This is a genomic window from Sphaerisporangium dianthi (assembly GCF_042654065.1).
In the GTDB taxonomy this organism is placed as follows: Bacteria; Actinomycetota; Actinomycetes; order Streptosporangiales; family Streptosporangiaceae; genus Sphaerisporangium; species Sphaerisporangium dianthi.
Map to the genome: position 1 here is coordinate 55433 of NZ_JBHSFP010000029.1, position 17666 is coordinate 73098.

Genomic DNA, 17666 nt, shown 5'->3' on the forward strand with positions numbered 1-17666 from the left:
ATCGGGCCAGACATGTTGAGCTCCCATGTCCTCGTGCGGATGGGTCAGGAAAGCCGCCTGGCGCGCGTTTCCGGCAGGCCCAGCAGTGCCACGACGGCGAGCCCGTACGCCAGGGCGCCGAAGGCCATGGCGCCGCCGACGCTGTACGTCGTCGCAAGGTATCCGATGATCGTGGGGAAGAAGGCGCCGATGCCGCGGCCGACGTTGTAGGTGAAGCCCTGGCCGGTGCCCCGGATGGCACTGGGGTACAGCTCGGACAGGAACGCGCCGAACCCGGAGAAGATGGCCGAGGAGCAGAACCCGAGCGGGAAGCCCAGGAACATCACGTACTCGTCGGCCCAGCTCGGAAGCTGCGTGTACAGCAGGATGAGCACCCCGCTGAGCACGGAGAAGATGGCGAAGGTGCGTTTGCGCCCGATCTTGTCGGTGAAGTACCCGCCGGTCAGGTAGCCGCAGAACGCGCCGGTGATGAGGAAGACCAGGTAGCCGCCCGTGCCGATGACCGACAGGCCGCGCTCGGTCTTGAGGTAGGTGGGCACCCAGGTGGCGAGCGTGTAGTAGCCGCCCTGCACGCCTGTGGCGAGCATCGTCGCGAAGACGGTGGTGCGCAGCAGGCCGCCCCTGAAGACGGCGAACGGGGGCACGCGCTCGCCGGACGACCGCTGCTCGGCGAAGAGCGGCGCGTCGCTCACGTTGCGCCGCACGTAGATCACCAGCAGGGCGGGGAGGGCTCCGGTCCAGAACAGCACCCGCCAGGCGAGGTCCTCGCCGACGAGCTGGAACACCAGCGTGTAGACGATGACGGCCAGGCCCCAGCCGATCGCCCACGAGCTCTGGACGATCGCCACGGCGCGGCCCCGGTGGCGTGCCTGCGCGTACTCGGCGACGAGGATCGCCCCGGCCGCCCACTCGCCGCCGAAGCCGAGGCCCTGGAGGGCGCGAAAGGCGAGCAGGGTCTCGTAGTCGGGCGCGAGGCCGCACAGAGCGGTGAAGACGGCGTAGACGGAGACCGTGATCATGAGCGTTCTGGCGCGGCCGACGCGGTCGGCGAGCACGCCCGCGATGATGCCGCCGAGCGCCGAGAAGACCAGCGTGGCGGTGGCGAGCAGGCCGGTCTGCGCCGTGCCGAGACCGAAGGTCGCGGCGATGGCGGTCAGGCCGAGCGGGAGCACCCAGAAGTCGTAGGAGTCGAGGCTGTAGCCGAGGAAGGCCCCGGCGAACGCCTTGCGGCCCTTGGCGCTGAGCGTGGTGTACCAGGCGAGCGGGCCCTTGTGGGACCCCTCTTCCTGGTGGAGGTATGCGGCTGGTTCCGGCTTGGACGATGTCGTCATGGCGCACCTCGCTGCCACTTGCCAGACGGGAGACGCCACCGCGTCCGGCGGGCCGGAGCGGCGCACCCGGGCGTCTCATGACTCCCAGTCGAGCCAATGGATTCAACATAAGGATCGTTCAACGATCTGGCAATAGCCTTGTGCTAGGATTCCCTTTCACAACCGGAAGATGAAGGGGCTGAGCCGTCGTGACCGATGGTGCCGCCGGGGTCACCGAGCGCCTGACCGAAGACCGCATCCTGCTCGGGCGCACCAGCACGGCCGAGCGGGTCGCCTCCCTCCTGCGCGAGCGCATCACCGAAGGCATGTTCGCGCCCGGCACCCGCCTGTCCGAAGAGTCGATCGGCGCCGCGCTCGGCGTGTCCCGCAACACCCTGCGCGAGGCGTTCCGCCTGCTCTCCCACGAACGGCTGCTCGTCCACGAGCTCAACCGCGGCGTGTTCGTCCGCCGGCTCACCACCGAGGACGTCGTCGACCTCTACCGGGTCCGGCGCCTGCTCGAGTGCTCCGCGATCCGCAATGCCGGCAGCCCGTCCGCCGAGGCGCTCGCCGACCTGCGCGAGGCGGTCGCCGGCGCCGAGAGCGCGGCGGGCGAGCAGCGGTGGGAGGACGTCGGCACCGCCAACATCCGCTTCCACCAGGCGATCGTGCACCTCGCGGGCAGCCCGCGCCTGGACGACATCATGCGCCGGATGCTCGCCGAGCTGCGCCTGAGCTTCCTGGAGATGAGCAACCCCCGCGCGTTCCACGAGCCCTATCTGTGGCGCAACCGCGACATCCTCCGGCTCATCGAGGCCGGGGACGCCGAGGGCGCCGAACGCCTCCTCGGCGACTACCTCGCCGACGCCGAACGCCAACTCGTGGCAGTCCACTCCTGATCCCGCCGCCCGCGCCGGCGGTGAGTGGGAGGCGTGCGGGTGGGGCAATGGCACCCTCATGAGAGTCGTCGTCCTGTCCGACACCCACGCGCCGCGCTACTGGAAGTCGTGTCCCGCGCGTGTGGCCGGCCACCTGCGGGGGGCCGACGCCATCCTGCACGCCGGCGACGTGTGCACGGCCGGGGTGCTGGAGGAACTGGCCGCGTACGCGCCGGTCCACGCGGTGAAGGGCAACAACGACGGCCCGGACGTGCGTGCCCCCGAGACGTTGGAGCTCGACCTCGGCGGGCTGCGGGTGGGCATGATCCACGACAGCGGCGCGGCCAAGGGCCGCTGGGCACGCATGCGGCGGCGCTTTCCCTCCGCCGACCTGGTGGTCTTCGGCCACTCGCACATCCCGCTCGACCACGCCGAAGAAGGGCTGCGCATCTTCAACCCCGGCTCGCCCACCGACCGCCGCCGCCAGCCGCACGGCACCATCGGCGTCCTCCGCATCGAGAACGGCCACCTGCTGGCCGCCGACATCATCCCGGTCACCTGAGATGCCCGAGCGCGCTCCGCATGGGCCGCCGTACCGCTAGCCGGCGGGGGTGGGCGGCTGGGCGAGACGCGCGCGCTGGAGGCGGGTGATCTGCCGGAAGGCCTGCTTGAAGACGGCGTAGACGTCCTCGCCGACGGCCAGGGCGTGCCGGCGCTCGATGTCGGCGACGATGGCGTCCGCCCGTTCCATCTCCTCCAGGCCGAGCGGGGTGGGGACGATGAGCTTGGCCCGCCGGTCCTGCGGGTCGGGCTCGCGGCGCACGTAGCCGAGTTCGACCAGTTCGTCCACCAGAGTGCCGATCACCTGCTTGTGCTGGCCGGACTGCTGTGACAGGTCGGTGGCGCGGCTGCCCTCTTCGTCGAGATACGCCAGGACGGCGCCGTGCCGGGGCCGCAGGCGCGGGTGGCCCTCCCGGGCGAGGGTTTCGAACAGTTCCCGCTGGATGGCGAACAGCGTCTGACCGGCCATGATGCCGAGGTCGGGGTCCATCGCCTTGCGTTCGCCGCGCCGCATCGGGGTCACCTGCTCCTTAATTGATCAGTGAATTTGATGGTCACCGATACTTACTTTATTGTCGAGCCGCCTGCTCACTTCAGGAGACCGCGATGACAACCGTAGAACTGACCAGATTCCATGTGGCACCCGGTGACGTGAGCCGGCTGCTCGCCGCGCGGCCGGCGATGCTCGCCGACTTCCGCGCCGACCGCGCCGGCTTCCTCGGCGCGTGGCTGGTGCGCCTGCCCGGCGACGAGTGGCTGGACATCGTGCACTGGCGGACCGCCGGGGACTTCGCCGATTCCCGGGCCAAGGGCGCGAACCTGCCCGGCGTCAGGGCCTTCTTCGAGGCCATCGACCACGTGGTGTCCGCCGAGGCGGGCACCGCCGTCGAAGACGAGGACCGGGCCTCGGGCACGGACGGGACGGCCTGATCGACGGGCTGGCATCGGCGACTTCGCGGCCCGGGTCCTTGCCGGCCGTCCCGCCCGGCCGTCCGGGAGACTTCGCCGGACACATGCGCAAGGGGATGTCACCGGAAGGATCTAAATTCCTTACCGTATTGCTTCGGAGATGGGGACGGGGCAAGACGCGCGGACGGTGGCCGCCCGCGTTTCGATAACGCGCTAGGGGTGGCCGCCGGAAAATCGTCCGAGGGTGCTTTTCCCCGACCGGCCTGCGGTCCTGGGAGCATTCTGTCCTTGAAATGACGAATGCGGCTGGAGAATGAATTCTCCAGCCGCATTCCAGCCGTCTGCCACTAGGGGATGTCAGCCCCAGGGGACGCTGTTGTCCCCGGTCGGGGTGGGAGTGGGGGTGGGGGTCGCACTCTGCGTCTGCGGGGGGTTCGGGGCCGGGGAGTCGGCCAGGGCCATGCCTGCGACTGCGGAGGATCCACCGATGACGATGGCGGTGATGATGGCGATCCGGGCGGCGGCGGACTTCATGTTCTTCATCATTTCTGCTGACCCCTTTTTCTGTGGCCTTCGGCTTGTTTCCCTGCCGCTTTCCTTCTGACAATTACGAAGGTATTAGGGGTCACTATCCAGTCGTTATCGCTCCGCTTCCGTTCCGCCAATGTCAAAGTGGCTTTCGGCGATAGCGCTTATCGGGAGGCTTTCGGGGCGGGGTTCGCGCACCTGGAGGGACGATCGGTCAGGGCGCCGCCGGCCTGGGCGGGGCCGTCGTGGCCCGCATGCCGGTCGGGGCCGGGATCCGCTGGAGGTAGGAGGCGGGGCGTCCGATCGCTACCGTGTCGATCGTGAAGCCACATCGACGCATGCGGCGCGGTGGCCGCGCCGAGCGGAGCGCCCGGCCGGCCAAGGAGCCGCCGCCCGCGGAGCTGACGGGCATGGACATCGTGCTCGTCGGCTACTTCTCCGCCAAGGAGCGGCAGTATTTAGTGATCATGGATGAGTTCGCCGATTCGATGGCGGCTCTCGGCGCGCACGTCGTGGGGCGTTTCGTCCAGCGCCGTGGCGTCTCCGACGGCGGGGCGCGGACGATGGACGCGCCTTATTCGTCGCGCACCCTCGTCAGCGCCGGCAAGGTGGAGGAGATCGCGCTGGTGCGGGAGAAGACCCGCGCCGACGCGGTCATCTTTCTCAACCCCCTGACCGCGCACCAGCGCGAGACCCTCGCGGGCCTGTTCAACTGCCTCGTGCTCTCCTCGCGCGACCTGCTGCCATGACCGAGGGCACCCCCATGCCCTCACCGATGCACGACCCCCAGGCCCTGAGCGAGGGCCGCGACCCAGAGACTCCCTGAGGACCCCGGCGGTCCTGCCCGCCGAGGGCGGTGTCCGGCGAGAGGTCCGGCCACAGCGAGCGGTGACGCCGCTGTGGCCGGGTCTCGGCCGGAGCCGAGGACGCCCGGCCGGAGACGCCGTGATGGACGGGTCCCGGGAGCGTAGGCGCTGACCGATGGATCACACCGGATTTGTTAGCGCTAACATCATACGGTCTCGAAGTGAGTCGTCTTCCTGGCGCGGGCCCCTTTCGTAACCCGGGCTCGACACGCCTGTCAACCCGGTCACCCGCCAGGGCTGAAAATTGCAGCCGCCGTCCCCGCCGCGGCGACATCGCCCGCGCACGGGGGAAGCTCGGCTGGCGCGCGGCGAACGCGCCGCTCACCGCACCCGCGCGGCTGCCCGGCCGTGCCGAGCGGGCGTGCGGAACAACGCGGGCGCGCGGGACGGGCGCACACCGGCCGTTGCGCCCGTGTGATCGCGGACGTACAGTCGCCACCACCTCACCCCTCCCACCGGCAGGGGCGGGCCTTTCACGGCGCTCCCGGCCGCCACCGACGGTCGCGGGCGACGGCCTGGCGCGGGAAGCCGGGCACCGGCACGACGGCCCGTCACCTGCGGCGCGCCTTTTCGGCTCCGGCCTGACGCGCCCGCGCGTGCGCCGGCCCGCCGGTCCGCCCCGGAAAGTCCCTGCCGCCCGCCCCGCCATGTGCCGCGGCGCGGGCGGCGCCGCTCGACCACGGATGAGGACAAGGGATGAACCCCTCGACTTCCATGCCCAGAACCGGCCCGCGCCGAAGCCTCCGCCGAACGCTGGCGGCGGCGGCCGTCGCGGTCGCCGCCCTGTGCGGCTCGGCCCCCGCGCACGCCGCGACGCCCGCCCTGCCCTCCGGAGCGACCGGTACGACCGGCGTGGTCCTCGGGCAGGACGCACAGCGGACCGCCGCGGCGCGCGCCGCCCTTGCGGCCCGCGCCGCCTACCCCAACCCCGGGCGCGTCACCGGATCGATCTCGGTGCACGACCCGTCCATGATCAAGACGCCCGCCGGCGGCTACATCCTCGTGCACACCGGCGACAACATCGCCATCAAGACCTCCACCGACCGGACGGCGTTCCGCGACGCCGGCACGGTCTTCCCCGGGGGCGCCTCCTGGACCACGACCTACACCGCGGGCAGCCGCAACCTCTGGGCGCCCGACATCTCCTACCGCAACGGCCGCTACTACCTGTACTACTCGGCCTCCACCTTCGGCTCGAACCGCTCAGCGATCTTCCTGGCGACCAGCACGACCGGCGCGTCCGGCAGCTGGACCAACCAGGGCCTGGTGATCGAGTCCAGGACCTCCGACAACTTCAACGCCATCGACCCCAACCTGACCGTCGATACTGAGGGGCGCTGGTGGCTGTCCTTCGGCTCGTTCTGGTCGGGGATCAAGCTCGTGCAGCTCGACCCGGCGACCGGCAAGCGGGCGGACTCCGCCATCCGGTCCATCGCCGGGCGCAACGGCGGCGCGATCGAGGCGCCCTACATCTTCAAGCGCGGCTCGTACTACTACCAGTACGTGTCGTTCGACCTGTGCTGCCGGGGCGCGTCCAGCACCTACCGCGTCATGGTCGGCCGCTCGACCAGCGTCACCGGCCCCTACGTCGACCGCAACGGGGTCGCGATGACCTCCGGGGGCGGCACGGAGATCCTCGCCGGGCACGGGAGCGTCCACGGCCCCGGCCACCAGGCCGTCTTCGCCGACGTCGACGCCGATGTGCTGGTCTACCACTACTACGCCGACAACGGCGCCTCGCGGCTCGGCATCAACCTGCTCGCCTATGACTCCGCCGGCTGGCCCTACGTCTACTGACCTTGGAGGGGGACCGGGCCCTGCCCGGTCCCCCCGGCCCTAGCCGACCGTGTAGCCGCTGAACAGCAGGACGGCCAGGCCGAGCGCCACCACGATGTTGACCAGGGTGGCGGCGGCGAACACGCCCACGGGCCGCCAGCCGGCCTCCTTGAGCGAGCTCACGCGAAACTCCAGGCCGATGCTGACGAAGGCCAGGATCAGGAACCACGTGCGCAGGTCGTTGGCCACGCCGATGACGGCCTTGCCCTCGGCGGCGGAGACGGTGGTGAGCCACCAGGTGGCGATCACCGACGCGGCCACGAACCCGATGACGAACTTCGGGAACCGCCGCCACAGCTCGGCCGCGCTCGGCCGGGCGCTGTCGGCGCGGCGCTCGACGCGGAAGGCGAACCATGCGGTCAGCGCCACGACGACGACGCCGATGAGCGCGTTCTGCGTGACCTTCACGATGGTCGCGATCGCCAGGGCGTTCTCGCCGACGATGGTGCCGGCGGCGGTCACCGCGGCCGTGGTGTCGATGTTGCCGCCGATCCAGGCGCCCGCCACCTCAGGGCTGAGGCCGAGGGCGGAGGCGAGCGCGGGCAGGATGAAGATGGACGGCAGGGCGAACGCGATCACCAGGCTGGCGCTGTAGGCGAGCTGCTCGCGCCGGGCCTGCACGGCGCCGGCGGCGGCGATGGCGGCGCTGACCCCGCAGATCGACACGGCGGCCGACAGGAGCGCGCGCAGCTTGTCGTCCAGGCCGAGCTTGCCGCCCAGCCACCAGGTGAACAGGAAGACCGTGCTGATCAGCACGATGCCCTGGACGATGGCGGGCCCGGCGGCGGTGACGATCACCTTGAGGTTGATCGACGCGCCGAGGAGCACCAGGCCCGTCTTGATGAAGAACTCGGTGCGGAAGCCTCCGGCGAGCCGGTCGCGCAGGCCGGTCGCGGTGAGGACCGCGTTGCCCAGCAGGCCGAGGATGATCGCGTAGACCGGGAACTCGATGGCCTTGGCGAAGCTCGAGCCGGCGAACCAGGCGGGCACGTTCTTGTCCAGGAACCGGGTCGCCGCGGCGAGCAGGAGCACGACGAGCACCCCGGCGACCGCCCACTGCCAGGCGGCGGGCGTGCGGGCCGGCGTGTCGGCCCGGGTGGTCTGCTCGGTGCTCATCACGGCACCAGCCCGACGGGGATGACGCCGACGAGGATGAGGACGAGGAGCGCGAGGCCGACGATGGTCGCCGCCCAGTCCTCGTTGACCGCGATGCGGCTCTCGCCGCTGGTCGGCGGTTCCTTCTGGCTCATGCCGGCGCCCTCCGGCGATCGCTTCACGCTCATGGCGGTGCCTTTCTGCGGCGCGCGGGCCGCCTCGGAACGGGGCCGTCACTCACAGCCACGCCCCAAGGGTCGAACCTATTTAGCTATAAGTCAATAGGAAATACATGGATTGTCCCGGGGTGCCGCTCGGCCGTCCCCCCGGCCGCCTCTCCGGCCGAGGCCGCCGGTCCGTTAGGGAGCGCCCCGACGGGACCGTGGTCCCCGCGGCGGAGCGCTGCCGCCGTGCGTCGCCCGGCCATCGCCATCCGGCTTTTCGCGGTTCGGAGGCCGCGGGGTTCGCGGGCGTGGGGACGAGTTCTCGCGTTCCCCGGCCGGGCGATCGGCGTGTAGGTTTCATCGCGTGATCTTCGTGCGCCGGATCCTTGACCACGTAGACGACAGGCACCGCTTTTCTGGTGTTATGCGCATATTGCCTAAGTGTGATGCCGTCGTTATGATCCCACGATGCGGAGTCGCTTCGGGGTGAGTGCGGTCGAACGGGGCGTCGGCCTCCGCCTTGACAGCGTGACGGTCGGCGCTTTCTTGGCGCGTGCCGTCCGATTCTCCCGATATAGGGGTGCTTCGAATCGTGCATAACATTGACCGGCCGGAAATCGTGACGCCTGAGAGCGGAAGGTCTTTCACCCCGGCGTGCCATCCCGTTCTCCCACCCTTCCGCTCCGGCCTCGCGTCGGTGTGACATGTGGGTCCTCGGGCTCAACGCACCCCCTGTCGGCTGGCATGACGTGGCCGCCTGCCTGGTCGACGGCGACGGGGTGGTCCACGCCCTCATCGAGCAGGAACGGGTCAGCCGCGTCAAGCACGGCCTGCGCCAGCACCCCGTGAACGCGGCCCAGGCGTGCCTGGACCAGGTGGGGATCACTCCGGCCGACATCGACGTCGTCACCGTGGGCTGGGACATGCCGCGGCACTCGGCGCGCACCGACCTCGGCCTCGACCCGCCCGTGCTCGGCCGGCCGTGGCGGTTCGGCGACAGCGGCGACTTCCTCGGCACCGCGCTCGGCTGGCGGACCGACCCGGCCCGGCATCCCGAGGTCGTCTTCGTCCCGCACCACCTCGCCCACGCCTGCTCGTCCTTCTACGCCTCCGGCCACGCCGAGGCGGCCGTCCTCGTGGTCGACGGCAACGGCGACGACGAGAGCGTGTCCATCTACGAGGCCCGCTACGGCCGGACGCTTGTGCGCCGCGAGCGCTGGCCCATCCCGCACTCGCTGGGATTCATGTACGACGCGGTCTCCACGATCCTCGGGATGACGTTCCTCGAGGCCGGCAAGACCATGGGGCTGGCGGCGTACGGCAAGGCCCGCGGCGTCGAGCGATGGCCGATCTACGAGATCCGCGACGGCGCCTTCACGCCTCCCTTCGACCTGCCGTCCGACGCCCCCCACCGCCAGATCATCGACGCCTGGTGGGCGCACTTCGCCGGGGTCGGCTTCCGGCAGCGCGGCAGCGACCCCGCGATGCTGGACGCCGACGAGGACGCCGTCCGGCTCGCCTGGAGCGCCCAGGCGAGCCTGCAGGAGGTGATGGCGCTGCTCTCCAGGCGGGCCAGGGACATCACCGGCCAAGACGCCCTGTGCCTGGCCGGCGGCGTCGCGCTCAACTGCTCCTCCAACGGCCTGCTGCCTCCGCCGGTCTACGTCCCGCCGGTGCCGCACGACGCGGGCGTGGCGCTCGGCTCGGCCTGGGCCGTGGCGCCCCCGCCCCGCCCGCGCGCCCCGCTCAGCCCCTACCTCGGCCGGCGGGTGCGCACCCGCGACATCGACCAGGCGCTGGGGCGGCACGGGCTCGCGGCGCAGGACGTCCTCCCCGAGACCATCGCGCGGTGGCTGCTGGCCGGACGGATGGGCGGCGTCGTGACCGGACGGGCCGAGGTCGGCCCGCGCGCCCTGTGCCACCGTTCGATCATCGCGGCCGCCACCGACGACCGGATGCGCGACCGGGTCAACCGGGCCAAGGGGCGTGAGCTGTGGCGGCCTCTCGGGCCGGTGGGCCTGGCCGAGAGCGAGGGACGGCACTGGGAGGCCAGCCCGCTGCACCGCTACATGGTGGGCGCGAGCCTCATGAGCGACCTCGGCGCCAAGGAGGCCCCGGCCTGCGTCCACGTCGACGGCACCGCCCGTCCCCAGGTGATCGGCCGCGAGGACGGCGTGGTGTGGGAGGTGCTCGATCGGTTCCGCGCGGCCGGCGCCCCGGCCGTGGCGATCAACACGTCCTTCAACACCAGGGGAGAGCCGATCGTCGACGACGCCGAGGGCGCCTTGCGTTCCGCCCGTTCCATCGGCCTGGACTTCCTGGTCATGGAGGACCGCCTGGTCGACCTGAACGGCGACGGCTGACCGCGCCTCGTCGTCGCACGCGACCTCCCGGGCGGGGCTCTAGGAGATCTTGCGACGGTAAGTGATCATGGAGAAGAAGTACGCGACGACGAGGATGCCGACGCACCAGGCGAGGGCGACCCAGATGTCGGCGCCGACCGGCTGCTGTGCGAACAGGTTGCGGATGGCGTTGACGATGGAGGTCACCGGCTGGTGCTCGGCGAAGAAGCGCACCGGGCCGGGCATGGTGCCGGTGGGCACGAACGCCGAGCTGATGAACGGCAGGAAGATGAGCGGGTAGGAGAACGCGCTCGCGCCCTCCATGGTCTTGGCGGACAGGCCGGGGGTGACGGCGAGCCACGTCAGCGCCAGGGTGAACAGGGTCAGGATGCCGGCGACCGCGAGCCACGCCGGAACTCCCGCCGCCGAGCGGAAGCCCATGAGGAGGGCGACGAGCACGACCACCACGAGCGAGATCAGATTGGCGACCAGCGAGGTCAGCACGTGCGCCCACAGCACCGACGAGCGTGCGATCGGCATGGACTGGAAGCGCTCGAAGATTCCGCCCTTCATGTCCATGAACAGCCGGAACGCGGTGTAGGCGATGCCCGAGGCGACCGTGATGAGCAGGATGCCGGGCAGCATGTAGTTCACATACGAATCAGCCCCGGTCTTGATCGCGCCGCCGAACACGTAGACGAACAGCAGCATCATGGCGATCGGCATGATCAGGGTCGTGATGATGGTGTCGGGGCTGCGCGTGACGTGGCGCAGCGATCGTCCCAGCAGGACGGCGGTGTCGCCGAAGAAATGCTTGCTCATCGTTGTTCCTTGGTCGTCGGTGCCGATGCCGCGGTCATCGCCGGCTTGTCGTCTTTGCTGTTTTGGCCGTCTTTGCCGCCGGTGCCGACGAGCGCGAAGAAGACGTCCTCGAGGGTCGGCTGCTTCTCGACGTACTCGACCTTGGCGGGCGGGAGCAGCCGCTTGAGTTCGGCGAGGGTGCCGTTCACGATGATCCGGCCCTCGTGGAGGATCGCGATGCGGTCGGCGAGCTGTTCCGCCTCGTCCAGATACTGCGTCGTGAGCAGCACCGTCGTACCCCGGCCGGCGAGCTCCTTGATGGCCTGCCACACCTCGACGCGCGCCTGGGGGTCGAGCCCGGTCGTCGGCTCGTCGAGGAAGATGACCGGCGGATCCCCGATGAGGCTCATCGCGATGTCGAGGCGGCGGCGCATGCCGCCCGAATACGTGGACACCTTCCGCGCGCCCGCGTCGGTCAGCGAGAAACGCTCGAGCAGGTCATCGGCGATCTTGCCCGGACCCTTGAGGTGCCGCAACCGGGCGACCAGCACGAGGTTCTCCCGCCCGCTGAGGATCTCGTCGACGGCCGCGAACTGCCCGGTGAGGCTGATGGACTCCCGCACGTCCGCCGCCTGCGCGGCGACATCGAAGCCGTTGACGCCGACGGTCCCGGCGTCGGCCTTGAGCAGCGTGGACAGGATCTTCACCACCGTGGTCTTGCCCGCCCCGTTGGAGCCGAGCAGGGCGAAAATGCTGCCCCGCGCCACGTCGAAGTCCACGCCGCGCAGCACCCGCAGCGTCTTGTACGACTTCTCCAGGCCCCGCACATGGATCACATGCTGTGTCGTCGTCATCAGACCGACCTCTCTTCCGTTCCGGTGTCTTCTCCGGTGGCGCGCTCGATGGCGTCGGTCAGCCGGTTCTGCTCCCGGATGATCCACTGGCCCTTCGGGTAGTTCCGGACGAACATCTCGATGAACTCCACGGGGTCCTCCCCGACGATCTCGCGGATCGGGGTCCGGTTCGCCGCGCTCTGTTCGAACAGGTCGAGGAGGTCCTCGTAGATCGCGATCCCGCCGCCCCCCGTCCCGAAGTAGTTCAGGTACCGGTGCAGCGCGTCGATCGTCGTGCGATAGGCCGCCGGAAGCTCTTTGGTCCGTGCCCTGTACTGCCGATAGCGCCGCTTCTCCTCGAGCGGCCCCGTGACCACCTCCAGGTACCGCAGGTAGCGGTTCTTCGGCTCGGCCGGCTCTGCGCCCATGTCTACTTGCCTCCTTCGCGGAGCTGTTCGAGCCGTTCCATGAGGAAGCTCCAGGTCCTCCAGAACTCTTCGAGGTACTCCCGCCCCTGAGCGTTGAGGGAGTACACCTTGCGCGGCGGCCCCTTCTCGGACGGGACCTTCTCCACGTCGACGAGGCCGCGCTGCTCGATCCTGACCAGCAGCGCGTAGACGGTTCCTTCGGCGATGTCGGAGAAGCCCTGGTCGCGCAGCCATGCGGTGATCTCGTAGCCGTACGCGGACCGGCGGGACAGGATCGCGAGGACGATGCCCTCCAGCGTTCCCTTGAGCATCTCCGTCACCAGCTTGCCCATGGAACACCCCCTTTTTTCTTGCTACTTGGCGATACTGACTACTGGTACAAAGTAACACTGACTACTAGTACATAGCAACACTGAATAGCGGCGGCGCAAGCTCCCGTGGCGGCGGGAGGCGTCGGCTCCTGCCACCTGAAGGCTCGAACGCGGGGAACGGCGGGAACCGCTGAAAGCCGTGACGCCCGAGCGCCGCCCACCCCTTGTGAAGGGGTGGGCGGCGCTCGGGCGTCTCTGCCGGGTCCCGGCCTTGGGCGTCTTCTCGTTCTCCTCTCCCGGTGCCGGTCGCGGTGTCAGGCGGGCGCGGCGCTCGAGGTCTCGCGGACGGCGGTGCCGTAGTAGGCCTCCCGCATGAGCGCCTGCATGTCGTCCAGCATCGGCATCCGCGGGTTCGCCGGGGCGCACTGGTCCTCGTAGGCGTTGCGCGCCTGCTGGGGCAGCGCGGCCAGGAAGGCCCGCTCGTCGACGCCGATGGCCTGGAACGACGGCTCGATCAGGGCGGCGTCCCGCAACCGCTCCACCGCGACGGCCAGCGACTCCACGCCCTCCGCCGCGGTGGCGGCGGGCAGTCCGAGCGCCTGCGCGATCTCCTGGAACCGCTCGGGAGCGCGGTAGTGCTCGTACTTCGGCCAGCCGGACAGCTTGGACGGCACCGCGCCGTTGTAGCGGATCACGTGCGGCAGCAGCACCGCGTTGGTCCGGCCGTGCGCGATGTGGAAGGTCGCGCCGAGCGTGTGCGACATGGCGTGGACGATGCCGAGGAAAGCGTTGCCGAACGCCATGCCGGCGATGGTGCCCGCGTTGTGCATCCGCTCGCGCGCCTGGGGGTTGGCGCCGCCGTGGCGCACGGACTCCTCCAGGTTCGCGAAGATCAGCTTGATCGCGTGCAGGGCCGGCCCGTCGGTGAAGTCGTTGGCGTAGACCGACACGTACGCCTCGATCGCGTGGGTGAGGGCGTCGAAGCCGCTGTCGGCGGTGATGGCCGGCGGCAGGTCGGCGGTCAGCGCCGGGTCCACGATCGCGACGGTCGGGGTCAGCGCGTAGTCGGCCAGCGGGTACTTCTTGCCGGTGACCGTGTCGGTGATCACCGCGAACGGCGTGACCTCCGCGCCCGTGCCCGACGTGGTCGGCACGCAGACCAGGCGGGCCAGGTCGCCCAGCGGCGGGAACTTGAAGGCGCGCTTGCGGATGTCGAAGAACTTCTGCCGCATGTCGGCGAAGACGACCTCGGGGTGCTCGTAGCGCAGCCACATCACCTTGGCGGCGTCCATCGCCGACCCGCCGCCGAGGGCGATGATCGTGTCGGGCCTGAAGTGGCGCATCAGCTCGGCGCCGCGGTCGACGGTGGCCACGCTCGGCTCCGGCTCCACGTCGTCGATGATCTGCAGCGCCACGCGCTCGGGACGGCGGCCGAGGACGGTGAGGATCCGGTCGACGTACCCGAGCCGGGTCATCGTCGGGTCGGTCACCACGGTCACCCGCTTCACGTCCGGCATGTCGGCCAGGTAGCGGATCGCGTGCGGCTCGAAGAAGATCTTCGCGGGGACCTTGAACCACTGGAGGTTGTTGGTGCGCCGGCCGATGCGCTTGATGTTGAGCAGGTCGACGGCCGAGACGTTGTGCGACACCGAGTTGCGGCCGTAGCTGCCGCAGCCCAGGGTCAGCGACGGGATGAACGCGTTGTACATGTCGCCGATGCCGCCCTGCGAGGAAGGGGCGTTCCAGATGATCCGGACCGCCTTGACCCGGCGGCCGAACCGCTCGGCCAGACCTTCGTCGCGGGTGTGGATCGCGGCGCTGTGGCCGAGGCCACCGAACTCCACCATCCGCTCGGCCAGGCCGATGCCCTCCTCGCTGGTGCCCGCGCGCAGCACGGCCAGCACCGGGCAGAGCTTCTCCCTGGTCAGCGGCTCGGCCGGGCCGACCTCGCCGACCGGGACGAGGATCACCGAGGTGCCTTCGGGAACCGAGAACCCGGCGCGCCCGGCGATCCAGGTCGCCGTGCGGCCGACGGCGTCGGGGTTGATCCGCGCCTCGCCGCACGACTCGCCGTCGGCGGTGGCGCCGAACAGGAACTCCTCCAGCCTCCGCTTGTCGTCCGGGGTGGCCAGGTAGGCGTGCAGCGTGGCGAACTCGGCCATGACGGTCTCGTACACCGACTCGTCGATGATGACCGCCTGCTCCGACGCGCAGATCATGCCGTTGTCGAACGACTTGGACAGCACGATGTCGTTCACGGCGCGGCGCAGGTCGGCCGAGCCCTCGATGTACGCGGGGACGTTGCCGGCGCCGACGCCGAGCGCGGGCTTGCCGGCCGAGTACGCCGCGCGCACCATGCCGTTGCCGCCGGTCGCGAGGATCGTGGACACGCCGTCGTGGTGCATGAGCGCGGTCGTCGCGGCCAGTGACGGCTGCTCGATCCACTGGACGCAGTGCTCGGGCGCGCCCGCGGCCACCGCCGCGTCGCGCACGGCCTTGGCCGCGGCCGTGCTGGACTCCTGCGCGGCCGGGTGGAAGGCGAACACGATCGGGTTGCGGGTCTTCAACGCGATCAGCGCCTTGAAGATCGTGGTCGAGGTCGGGTTGGTCACCGGCGTGACACCGCAGACGACGCCGACGGGTTCGGCGATCTCCACGATGCCGCTGATCTCGTCACGGGATACCACCCCGACGGTCCGCAGCGACGCCATGCTGTTGGTGACGTGCTCGCAGGCGAAGATGTTCTTCACCGCCTTGTCCTCGAACACCCCGCGCCCGGTCTCCCGCACGGCGAACTCCGCCAGGGACGCGTGCTCGTCGAGGGCCGCGACCGAGGCCTTCTTGACGATGTGGTCGATCTGCTCCTGGCTGAACGACGCGTACTCGTCCAGCGCCTTGAGCGCGTTCTCCACAAGGGCGTCGATCGTCTCGTCGACGGGCACGGGAACGTGGGCGACCTTGTCGGCCATCTGGTCTCACCTCGCGGGTAGCGGCGTCTGCGATCACTTCAAGCATCGCGACCCGGCGCCCGCCGGCACCGGAGCGATCCGGCCCCGCCCGCGGGGTCGAAAGGCACGTCTATCCGGGGACTTTCGGCTTTCGCCCCGCGACGGGTCACCAGGTGGTCGGCTTGCCCTTCTTGAAGAGCCACACGTCGAAGAAGCCGGTCAGGTCCGCGCCGGACACGCTCTGGGCCTCCTTGACGAAGTCCGCGGTGGTCGCGTTGCCGTACTTGTGCCCGGCCGCCCAGCCCTTGAGCAGCGTGAAGAAGGCCGCGTCGCCGATCTTGCCGCGCAGCGCGTGCAGCGTCATCGCGCCCCGGTTGTAGGGCACGTTGCCGAACATGCTCACCGGACCGGGGTCGGTCAGGGCGGTCCGCCAGAACGACGAGGTCGACGCGCGCCCGTAGTTGTCCGCGCTGTCGAACGTCCGCTGGGCGGTGGCGCCGCCGTTGTGCTCGGTCCACAGCCACTGGGCGTAGGTCGCGAAGCCCTCGTTGAGCCAGATGTCCGACCAGCGCGTGAGCGACACACTGTCGCCGAACCACTGGTGGGCGAGCTCGTGCGCCATCGTTTCCAGGCTGGGCGCGCTGGAGAAGATCGGCTTGGTCTGGCTCTCCAGGGCGTAGCCGACGTCCGGCGCCTGGTCGATGATCGCCCCGGTCGAGGTGAAGGGGTAGGGGCCGAACAGCGAGGAGAAGTACTCGACGATGTCGGGGATCCGGGCGACGGTGGCCGCCGACCCGCTCGCGAGCCGCGGGTCGACGGCGGTGTAGATCGGGATCCCGCTCGGCGTGGCCGACCTGGCGACCTGGAACCTCCCGAGCGTCACCGTGGCCAGGTACGTCGCCATCGGCTCGGTGGAGTCCCACACGAACGTCGTCCTGCCGCCGGTGGTCGTCTGCGACAGCAGCTGTCCGTTGCCGACGACCGTGATGCCCTCCGGCACGGTCGCGCGGAAGGTGAAGGTCGCCTTGTCCGTCGGGTGGTCGCTGCCGGGCAGCCAGGCCGGCGAGCCCTGCGGCTCGCCCGGGACGAACGCGCCGTCGTCGGTGGGCACCCAGCCCTCGATGGAGTCGTCAGGATCGGTGATGACCGGCGGGGTGCCCGCGTACTTCACCTGGACCGTGAACCGCTTGCCGCTCTTCAGCTTCGGACGGGGCGTGACGACGAGCTCCTGCCCGTCGCGCCTGAACGACGCGGGGTGCCCGCCGACGGTGAGGGCGCTGATCGCGGGGCCGCGGAAGTCCAGGTCGAACCGGTCCAGGTCCTGGGTCGCCACCGCGGTGATCGTCGTGGTGGCGTCCATGCGCCTGGTGGCCGGGTCGTAGGAGAACGCGACGTCGTAGTGCCGCACGTCGAAGCCCCCGTTGCCCTCCTTCGGGAAGTACGGGTCTCCGACGCCGGGCGCGCCCGCCGAGTATCGGGGCTCGCCGGGGCCGCCGGGGCCGCCCGGGGCCGCGAGCGCGGGCTGCGCGCCGGCCAGAACGGTGAGCCCGGCCGCGACGGCCGCGGCACGCAAGCTGCGAAACCTCATGCGATTCCTCTCGGCGCTCCCGGCCGAAGCCCAGGGTGGGCTCCGGGGATCGCACAAACCCTCCACAAACTGGTCAAGATCGAACGAATACCCTAAATACCTCTTTTCCCCACTTTCTACCTCAGACGCATGCCCTCCGGTCTTCCGGCCCGTAGATCCGAAAGCAGTGGACGTGCCGGTGCGATCGGCGATCGGAGGTCTTCGCCGCGTCCCGTCCGCACGCCGGACCCGCGGCGCCCGCCCGTTGTGGCCATCTCGCCGCGCCTCT

At 70.2% G+C, this 17666-nt stretch carries 17 protein-coding genes; 6 read left to right on the forward strand and 11 right to left on the reverse strand.

The window, feature by feature from the left end; genetic code table 11:
- Window positions 1–44 precede the first annotated feature (44 nt).
- Window positions 45–1331, reverse strand: coding sequence for an MFS transporter (locus ACFO60_RS31120; protein ID WP_380847403.1), 1287 nt, complete (start codon window positions 1329–1331; stop codon window positions 45–47).
- A 188-nt stretch (window positions 1332–1519) separates the two neighbouring features.
- Between ACFO60_RS31120 and ACFO60_RS31125 the strand changes: the two genes are divergently transcribed.
- Both ACFO60_RS31125 and ACFO60_RS31130 read left to right on the forward strand, forming a co-directional pair.
- Entirely contained in the window at window positions 1520–2209 is a 690-nt protein-coding gene (locus tag ACFO60_RS31125) for a GntR family transcriptional regulator (RefSeq protein WP_380847406.1), read from the forward strand.
- 58 nt (window positions 2210–2267) lie between these two features.
- A complete protein-coding gene (locus ACFO60_RS31130) occupies window positions 2268–2750 on the forward strand; it encodes a metallophosphoesterase family protein (RefSeq protein WP_380847409.1) in 483 nt (160 codons plus the stop codon).
- A 36-nt stretch (window positions 2751–2786) separates the two neighbouring features.
- Here the strand turns inward: ACFO60_RS31130 and ACFO60_RS31135 are convergent, their stop codons facing one another.
- Window positions 2787–3263 carry a MarR family winged helix-turn-helix transcriptional regulator gene (locus ACFO60_RS31135; RefSeq protein ID WP_380847582.1) on the reverse strand — a complete coding sequence of 159 codons (477 nt, stop codon included), beginning with the start codon at window positions 3261–3263 and terminating at the stop codon, window positions 2787–2789.
- 92 nt (window positions 3264–3355) lie between these two features.
- On the opposite strand from ACFO60_RS31135, the gene ACFO60_RS31140 reads away from it, so the two are divergent.
- Window positions 3356–3679, forward strand: coding sequence for a hypothetical protein (locus ACFO60_RS31140; RefSeq protein WP_380847412.1), 324 nt, complete (start codon window positions 3356–3358; stop codon window positions 3677–3679).
- 336 nt (window positions 3680–4015) lie between these two features.
- On the opposite strand, the gene ACFO60_RS31145 is transcribed toward ACFO60_RS31140, so the two are convergent.
- The gene (locus ACFO60_RS31145) at window positions 4016–4204 is read right to left on the reverse strand and encodes a hypothetical protein (protein WP_380847415.1); all 189 of its coding nucleotides are present in this window, start codon (window positions 4202–4204) and stop codon (window positions 4016–4018) included.
- Between the two features lie 302 nt (window positions 4205–4506).
- On the opposite strand from ACFO60_RS31145, the gene ACFO60_RS31150 reads away from it, so the two are divergent.
- Both ACFO60_RS31150 and ACFO60_RS31155 read left to right on the forward strand, forming a co-directional pair.
- A complete protein-coding gene (locus ACFO60_RS31150) occupies window positions 4507–4935 on the forward strand; it encodes an HflX-like GTP-binding protein (protein ID WP_380847418.1) in 429 nt (142 codons plus the stop codon).
- Between the two features lie 813 nt (window positions 4936–5748).
- Window positions 5749–6849: an arabinan endo-1,5-alpha-L-arabinosidase gene (locus tag ACFO60_RS31155; protein ID WP_380847421.1), complete on the forward strand. Its 1101-nt coding sequence runs from the start codon at window positions 5749–5751 to the stop codon at window positions 6847–6849.
- Between the two features lie 39 nt (window positions 6850–6888).
- On the opposite strand, the gene ACFO60_RS31160 is transcribed toward ACFO60_RS31155, so the two are convergent.
- Both ACFO60_RS31160 and ACFO60_RS31165 read right to left on the reverse strand, forming a co-directional pair.
- On the reverse strand, window positions 6889–8004 hold the full coding sequence (locus ACFO60_RS31160; RefSeq protein ID WP_380847424.1) for a YeiH family protein: 1116 nt from the start codon (window positions 8002–8004) through the stop codon (window positions 6889–6891).
- The gene (locus tag ACFO60_RS31165; protein WP_380847427.1) at window positions 8004–8171 is read right to left on the reverse strand and encodes a hypothetical protein; all 168 of its coding nucleotides are present in this window, start codon (window positions 8169–8171) and stop codon (window positions 8004–8006) included. The genes ACFO60_RS31160 and ACFO60_RS31165 overlap by 1 nt, the downstream gene beginning before the upstream one ends.
- 680 nt (window positions 8172–8851) lie before the next feature.
- Here ACFO60_RS31165 and ACFO60_RS31170 point away from each other — a divergent pair.
- Window positions 8852–10510 carry a carbamoyltransferase C-terminal domain-containing protein gene (locus ACFO60_RS31170; RefSeq protein WP_380847430.1) on the forward strand — a complete coding sequence of 553 codons (1659 nt, stop codon included), beginning with the start codon at window positions 8852–8854 and terminating at the stop codon, window positions 10508–10510.
- Between the two features lie 39 nt (window positions 10511–10549).
- Here the strand turns inward: ACFO60_RS31170 and ACFO60_RS31175 are convergent, their stop codons facing one another.
- The 6 genes from ACFO60_RS31175 to ACFO60_RS31200 all read right to left on the reverse strand — a co-directional run bounded on the left by ACFO60_RS31175 (window position 10550) and on the right by ACFO60_RS31200 (window position 17398).
- Window positions 10550–11311 (reverse strand): ABC transporter permease, encoded by a 762-nt coding sequence (locus ACFO60_RS31175; RefSeq protein ID WP_380847433.1) that lies wholly within the window; start codon window positions 11309–11311, stop codon window positions 10550–10552.
- Window positions 11308–12144, reverse strand: coding sequence for an ABC transporter ATP-binding protein (locus ACFO60_RS31180; protein ID WP_380847436.1), 837 nt, complete (start codon window positions 12142–12144; stop codon window positions 11308–11310). The genes ACFO60_RS31175 and ACFO60_RS31180 overlap by 4 nt, the downstream gene beginning before the upstream one ends.
- On the reverse strand, window positions 12144–12551 hold the full coding sequence (locus tag ACFO60_RS31185) for a DUF1048 domain-containing protein (protein ID WP_380847439.1): 408 nt from the start codon (window positions 12549–12551) through the stop codon (window positions 12144–12146). Before ACFO60_RS31185 ends, ACFO60_RS31180 begins: the two co-directional genes overlap by 1 nt.
- Window positions 12552–12553: 2 nt before the next feature.
- Window positions 12554–12883, reverse strand: a complete 330-nt coding sequence (locus ACFO60_RS31190; protein WP_380847442.1) for a PadR family transcriptional regulator — start codon at window positions 12881–12883, stop codon at window positions 12554–12556.
- Window positions 12884–13176: 293 nt separating this feature from the next.
- Window positions 13177–15831, reverse strand: coding sequence for a bifunctional acetaldehyde-CoA/alcohol dehydrogenase (gene adhE / locus ACFO60_RS31195; protein WP_380847445.1), 2655 nt, complete (start codon window positions 15829–15831; stop codon window positions 13177–13179).
- Between the two features lie 145 nt (window positions 15832–15976).
- Entirely contained in the window at window positions 15977–17398 is a 1422-nt protein-coding gene (locus ACFO60_RS31200; protein WP_380847448.1) for a M1 family metallopeptidase, read from the reverse strand.
- Window positions 17399–17666: the final 268 nt, after the last annotated feature.

What these genes read in the sequence shown, in the direction of transcription:
- ACFO60_RS31130 (WP_380847409.1), top strand. Translation starts at nt 2,268, where the DNA reads ATGAGAGTCGTCGTCCTGTCCGACACCCACGCGCCGCGCTACTGGAAG.
- ACFO60_RS31190 (WP_380847442.1), bottom strand. Translation starts at nt 12,883, where the DNA reads ATGGGCAAGCTGGTGACGGAGATGCTCAAGGGAACGCTGGAGGGCATC.
- ACFO60_RS31165 (WP_380847427.1), bottom strand. Translation starts at nt 8,171, where the DNA reads ATGAGCGTGAAGCGATCGCCGGAGGGCGCCGGCATGAGCCAGAAGGAA.
- adhE (WP_380847445.1), bottom strand. Translation starts at nt 15,831, where the DNA reads ATGGCCGACAAGGTCGCCCACGTTCCCGTGCCCGTCGACGAGACGATC.
- ACFO60_RS31160 (WP_380847424.1), bottom strand. Translation starts at nt 8,004, where the DNA reads ATGAGCACCGAGCAGACCACCCGGGCCGACACGCCGGCCCGCACGCCC.
- ACFO60_RS31135 (WP_380847582.1), bottom strand. Translation starts at nt 3,263, where the DNA reads ATGCGGCGCGGCGAACGCAAGGCGATGGACCCCGACCTCGGCATCATG.
- ACFO60_RS31145 (WP_380847415.1), bottom strand. Translation starts at nt 4,204, where the DNA reads ATGATGAAGAACATGAAGTCCGCCGCCGCCCGGATCGCCATCATCACC.
- ACFO60_RS31170 (WP_380847430.1), top strand. Translation starts at nt 8,852, where the DNA reads ATGTGGGTCCTCGGGCTCAACGCACCCCCTGTCGGCTGGCATGACGTG.
- ACFO60_RS31185 (WP_380847439.1), bottom strand. Translation starts at nt 12,551, where the DNA reads ATGGGCGCAGAGCCGGCCGAGCCGAAGAACCGCTACCTGCGGTACCTG.
- ACFO60_RS31155 (WP_380847421.1), top strand. Translation starts at nt 5,749, where the DNA reads ATGAACCCCTCGACTTCCATGCCCAGAACCGGCCCGCGCCGAAGCCTC.
- ACFO60_RS31120 (WP_380847403.1), bottom strand. Translation starts at nt 1,331, where the DNA reads ATGACGACATCGTCCAAGCCGGAACCAGCCGCATACCTCCACCAGGAA.
- ACFO60_RS31175 (WP_380847433.1), bottom strand. Translation starts at nt 11,311, where the DNA reads ATGAGCAAGCATTTCTTCGGCGACACCGCCGTCCTGCTGGGACGATCG.
- ACFO60_RS31140 (WP_380847412.1), top strand. Translation starts at nt 3,356, where the DNA reads ATGACAACCGTAGAACTGACCAGATTCCATGTGGCACCCGGTGACGTG.
- ACFO60_RS31180 (WP_380847436.1), bottom strand. Translation starts at nt 12,144, where the DNA reads ATGACGACGACACAGCATGTGATCCATGTGCGGGGCCTGGAGAAGTCG.
- ACFO60_RS31200 (WP_380847448.1), bottom strand. Translation starts at nt 17,398, where the DNA reads ATGAGGTTTCGCAGCTTGCGTGCCGCGGCCGTCGCGGCCGGGCTCACC.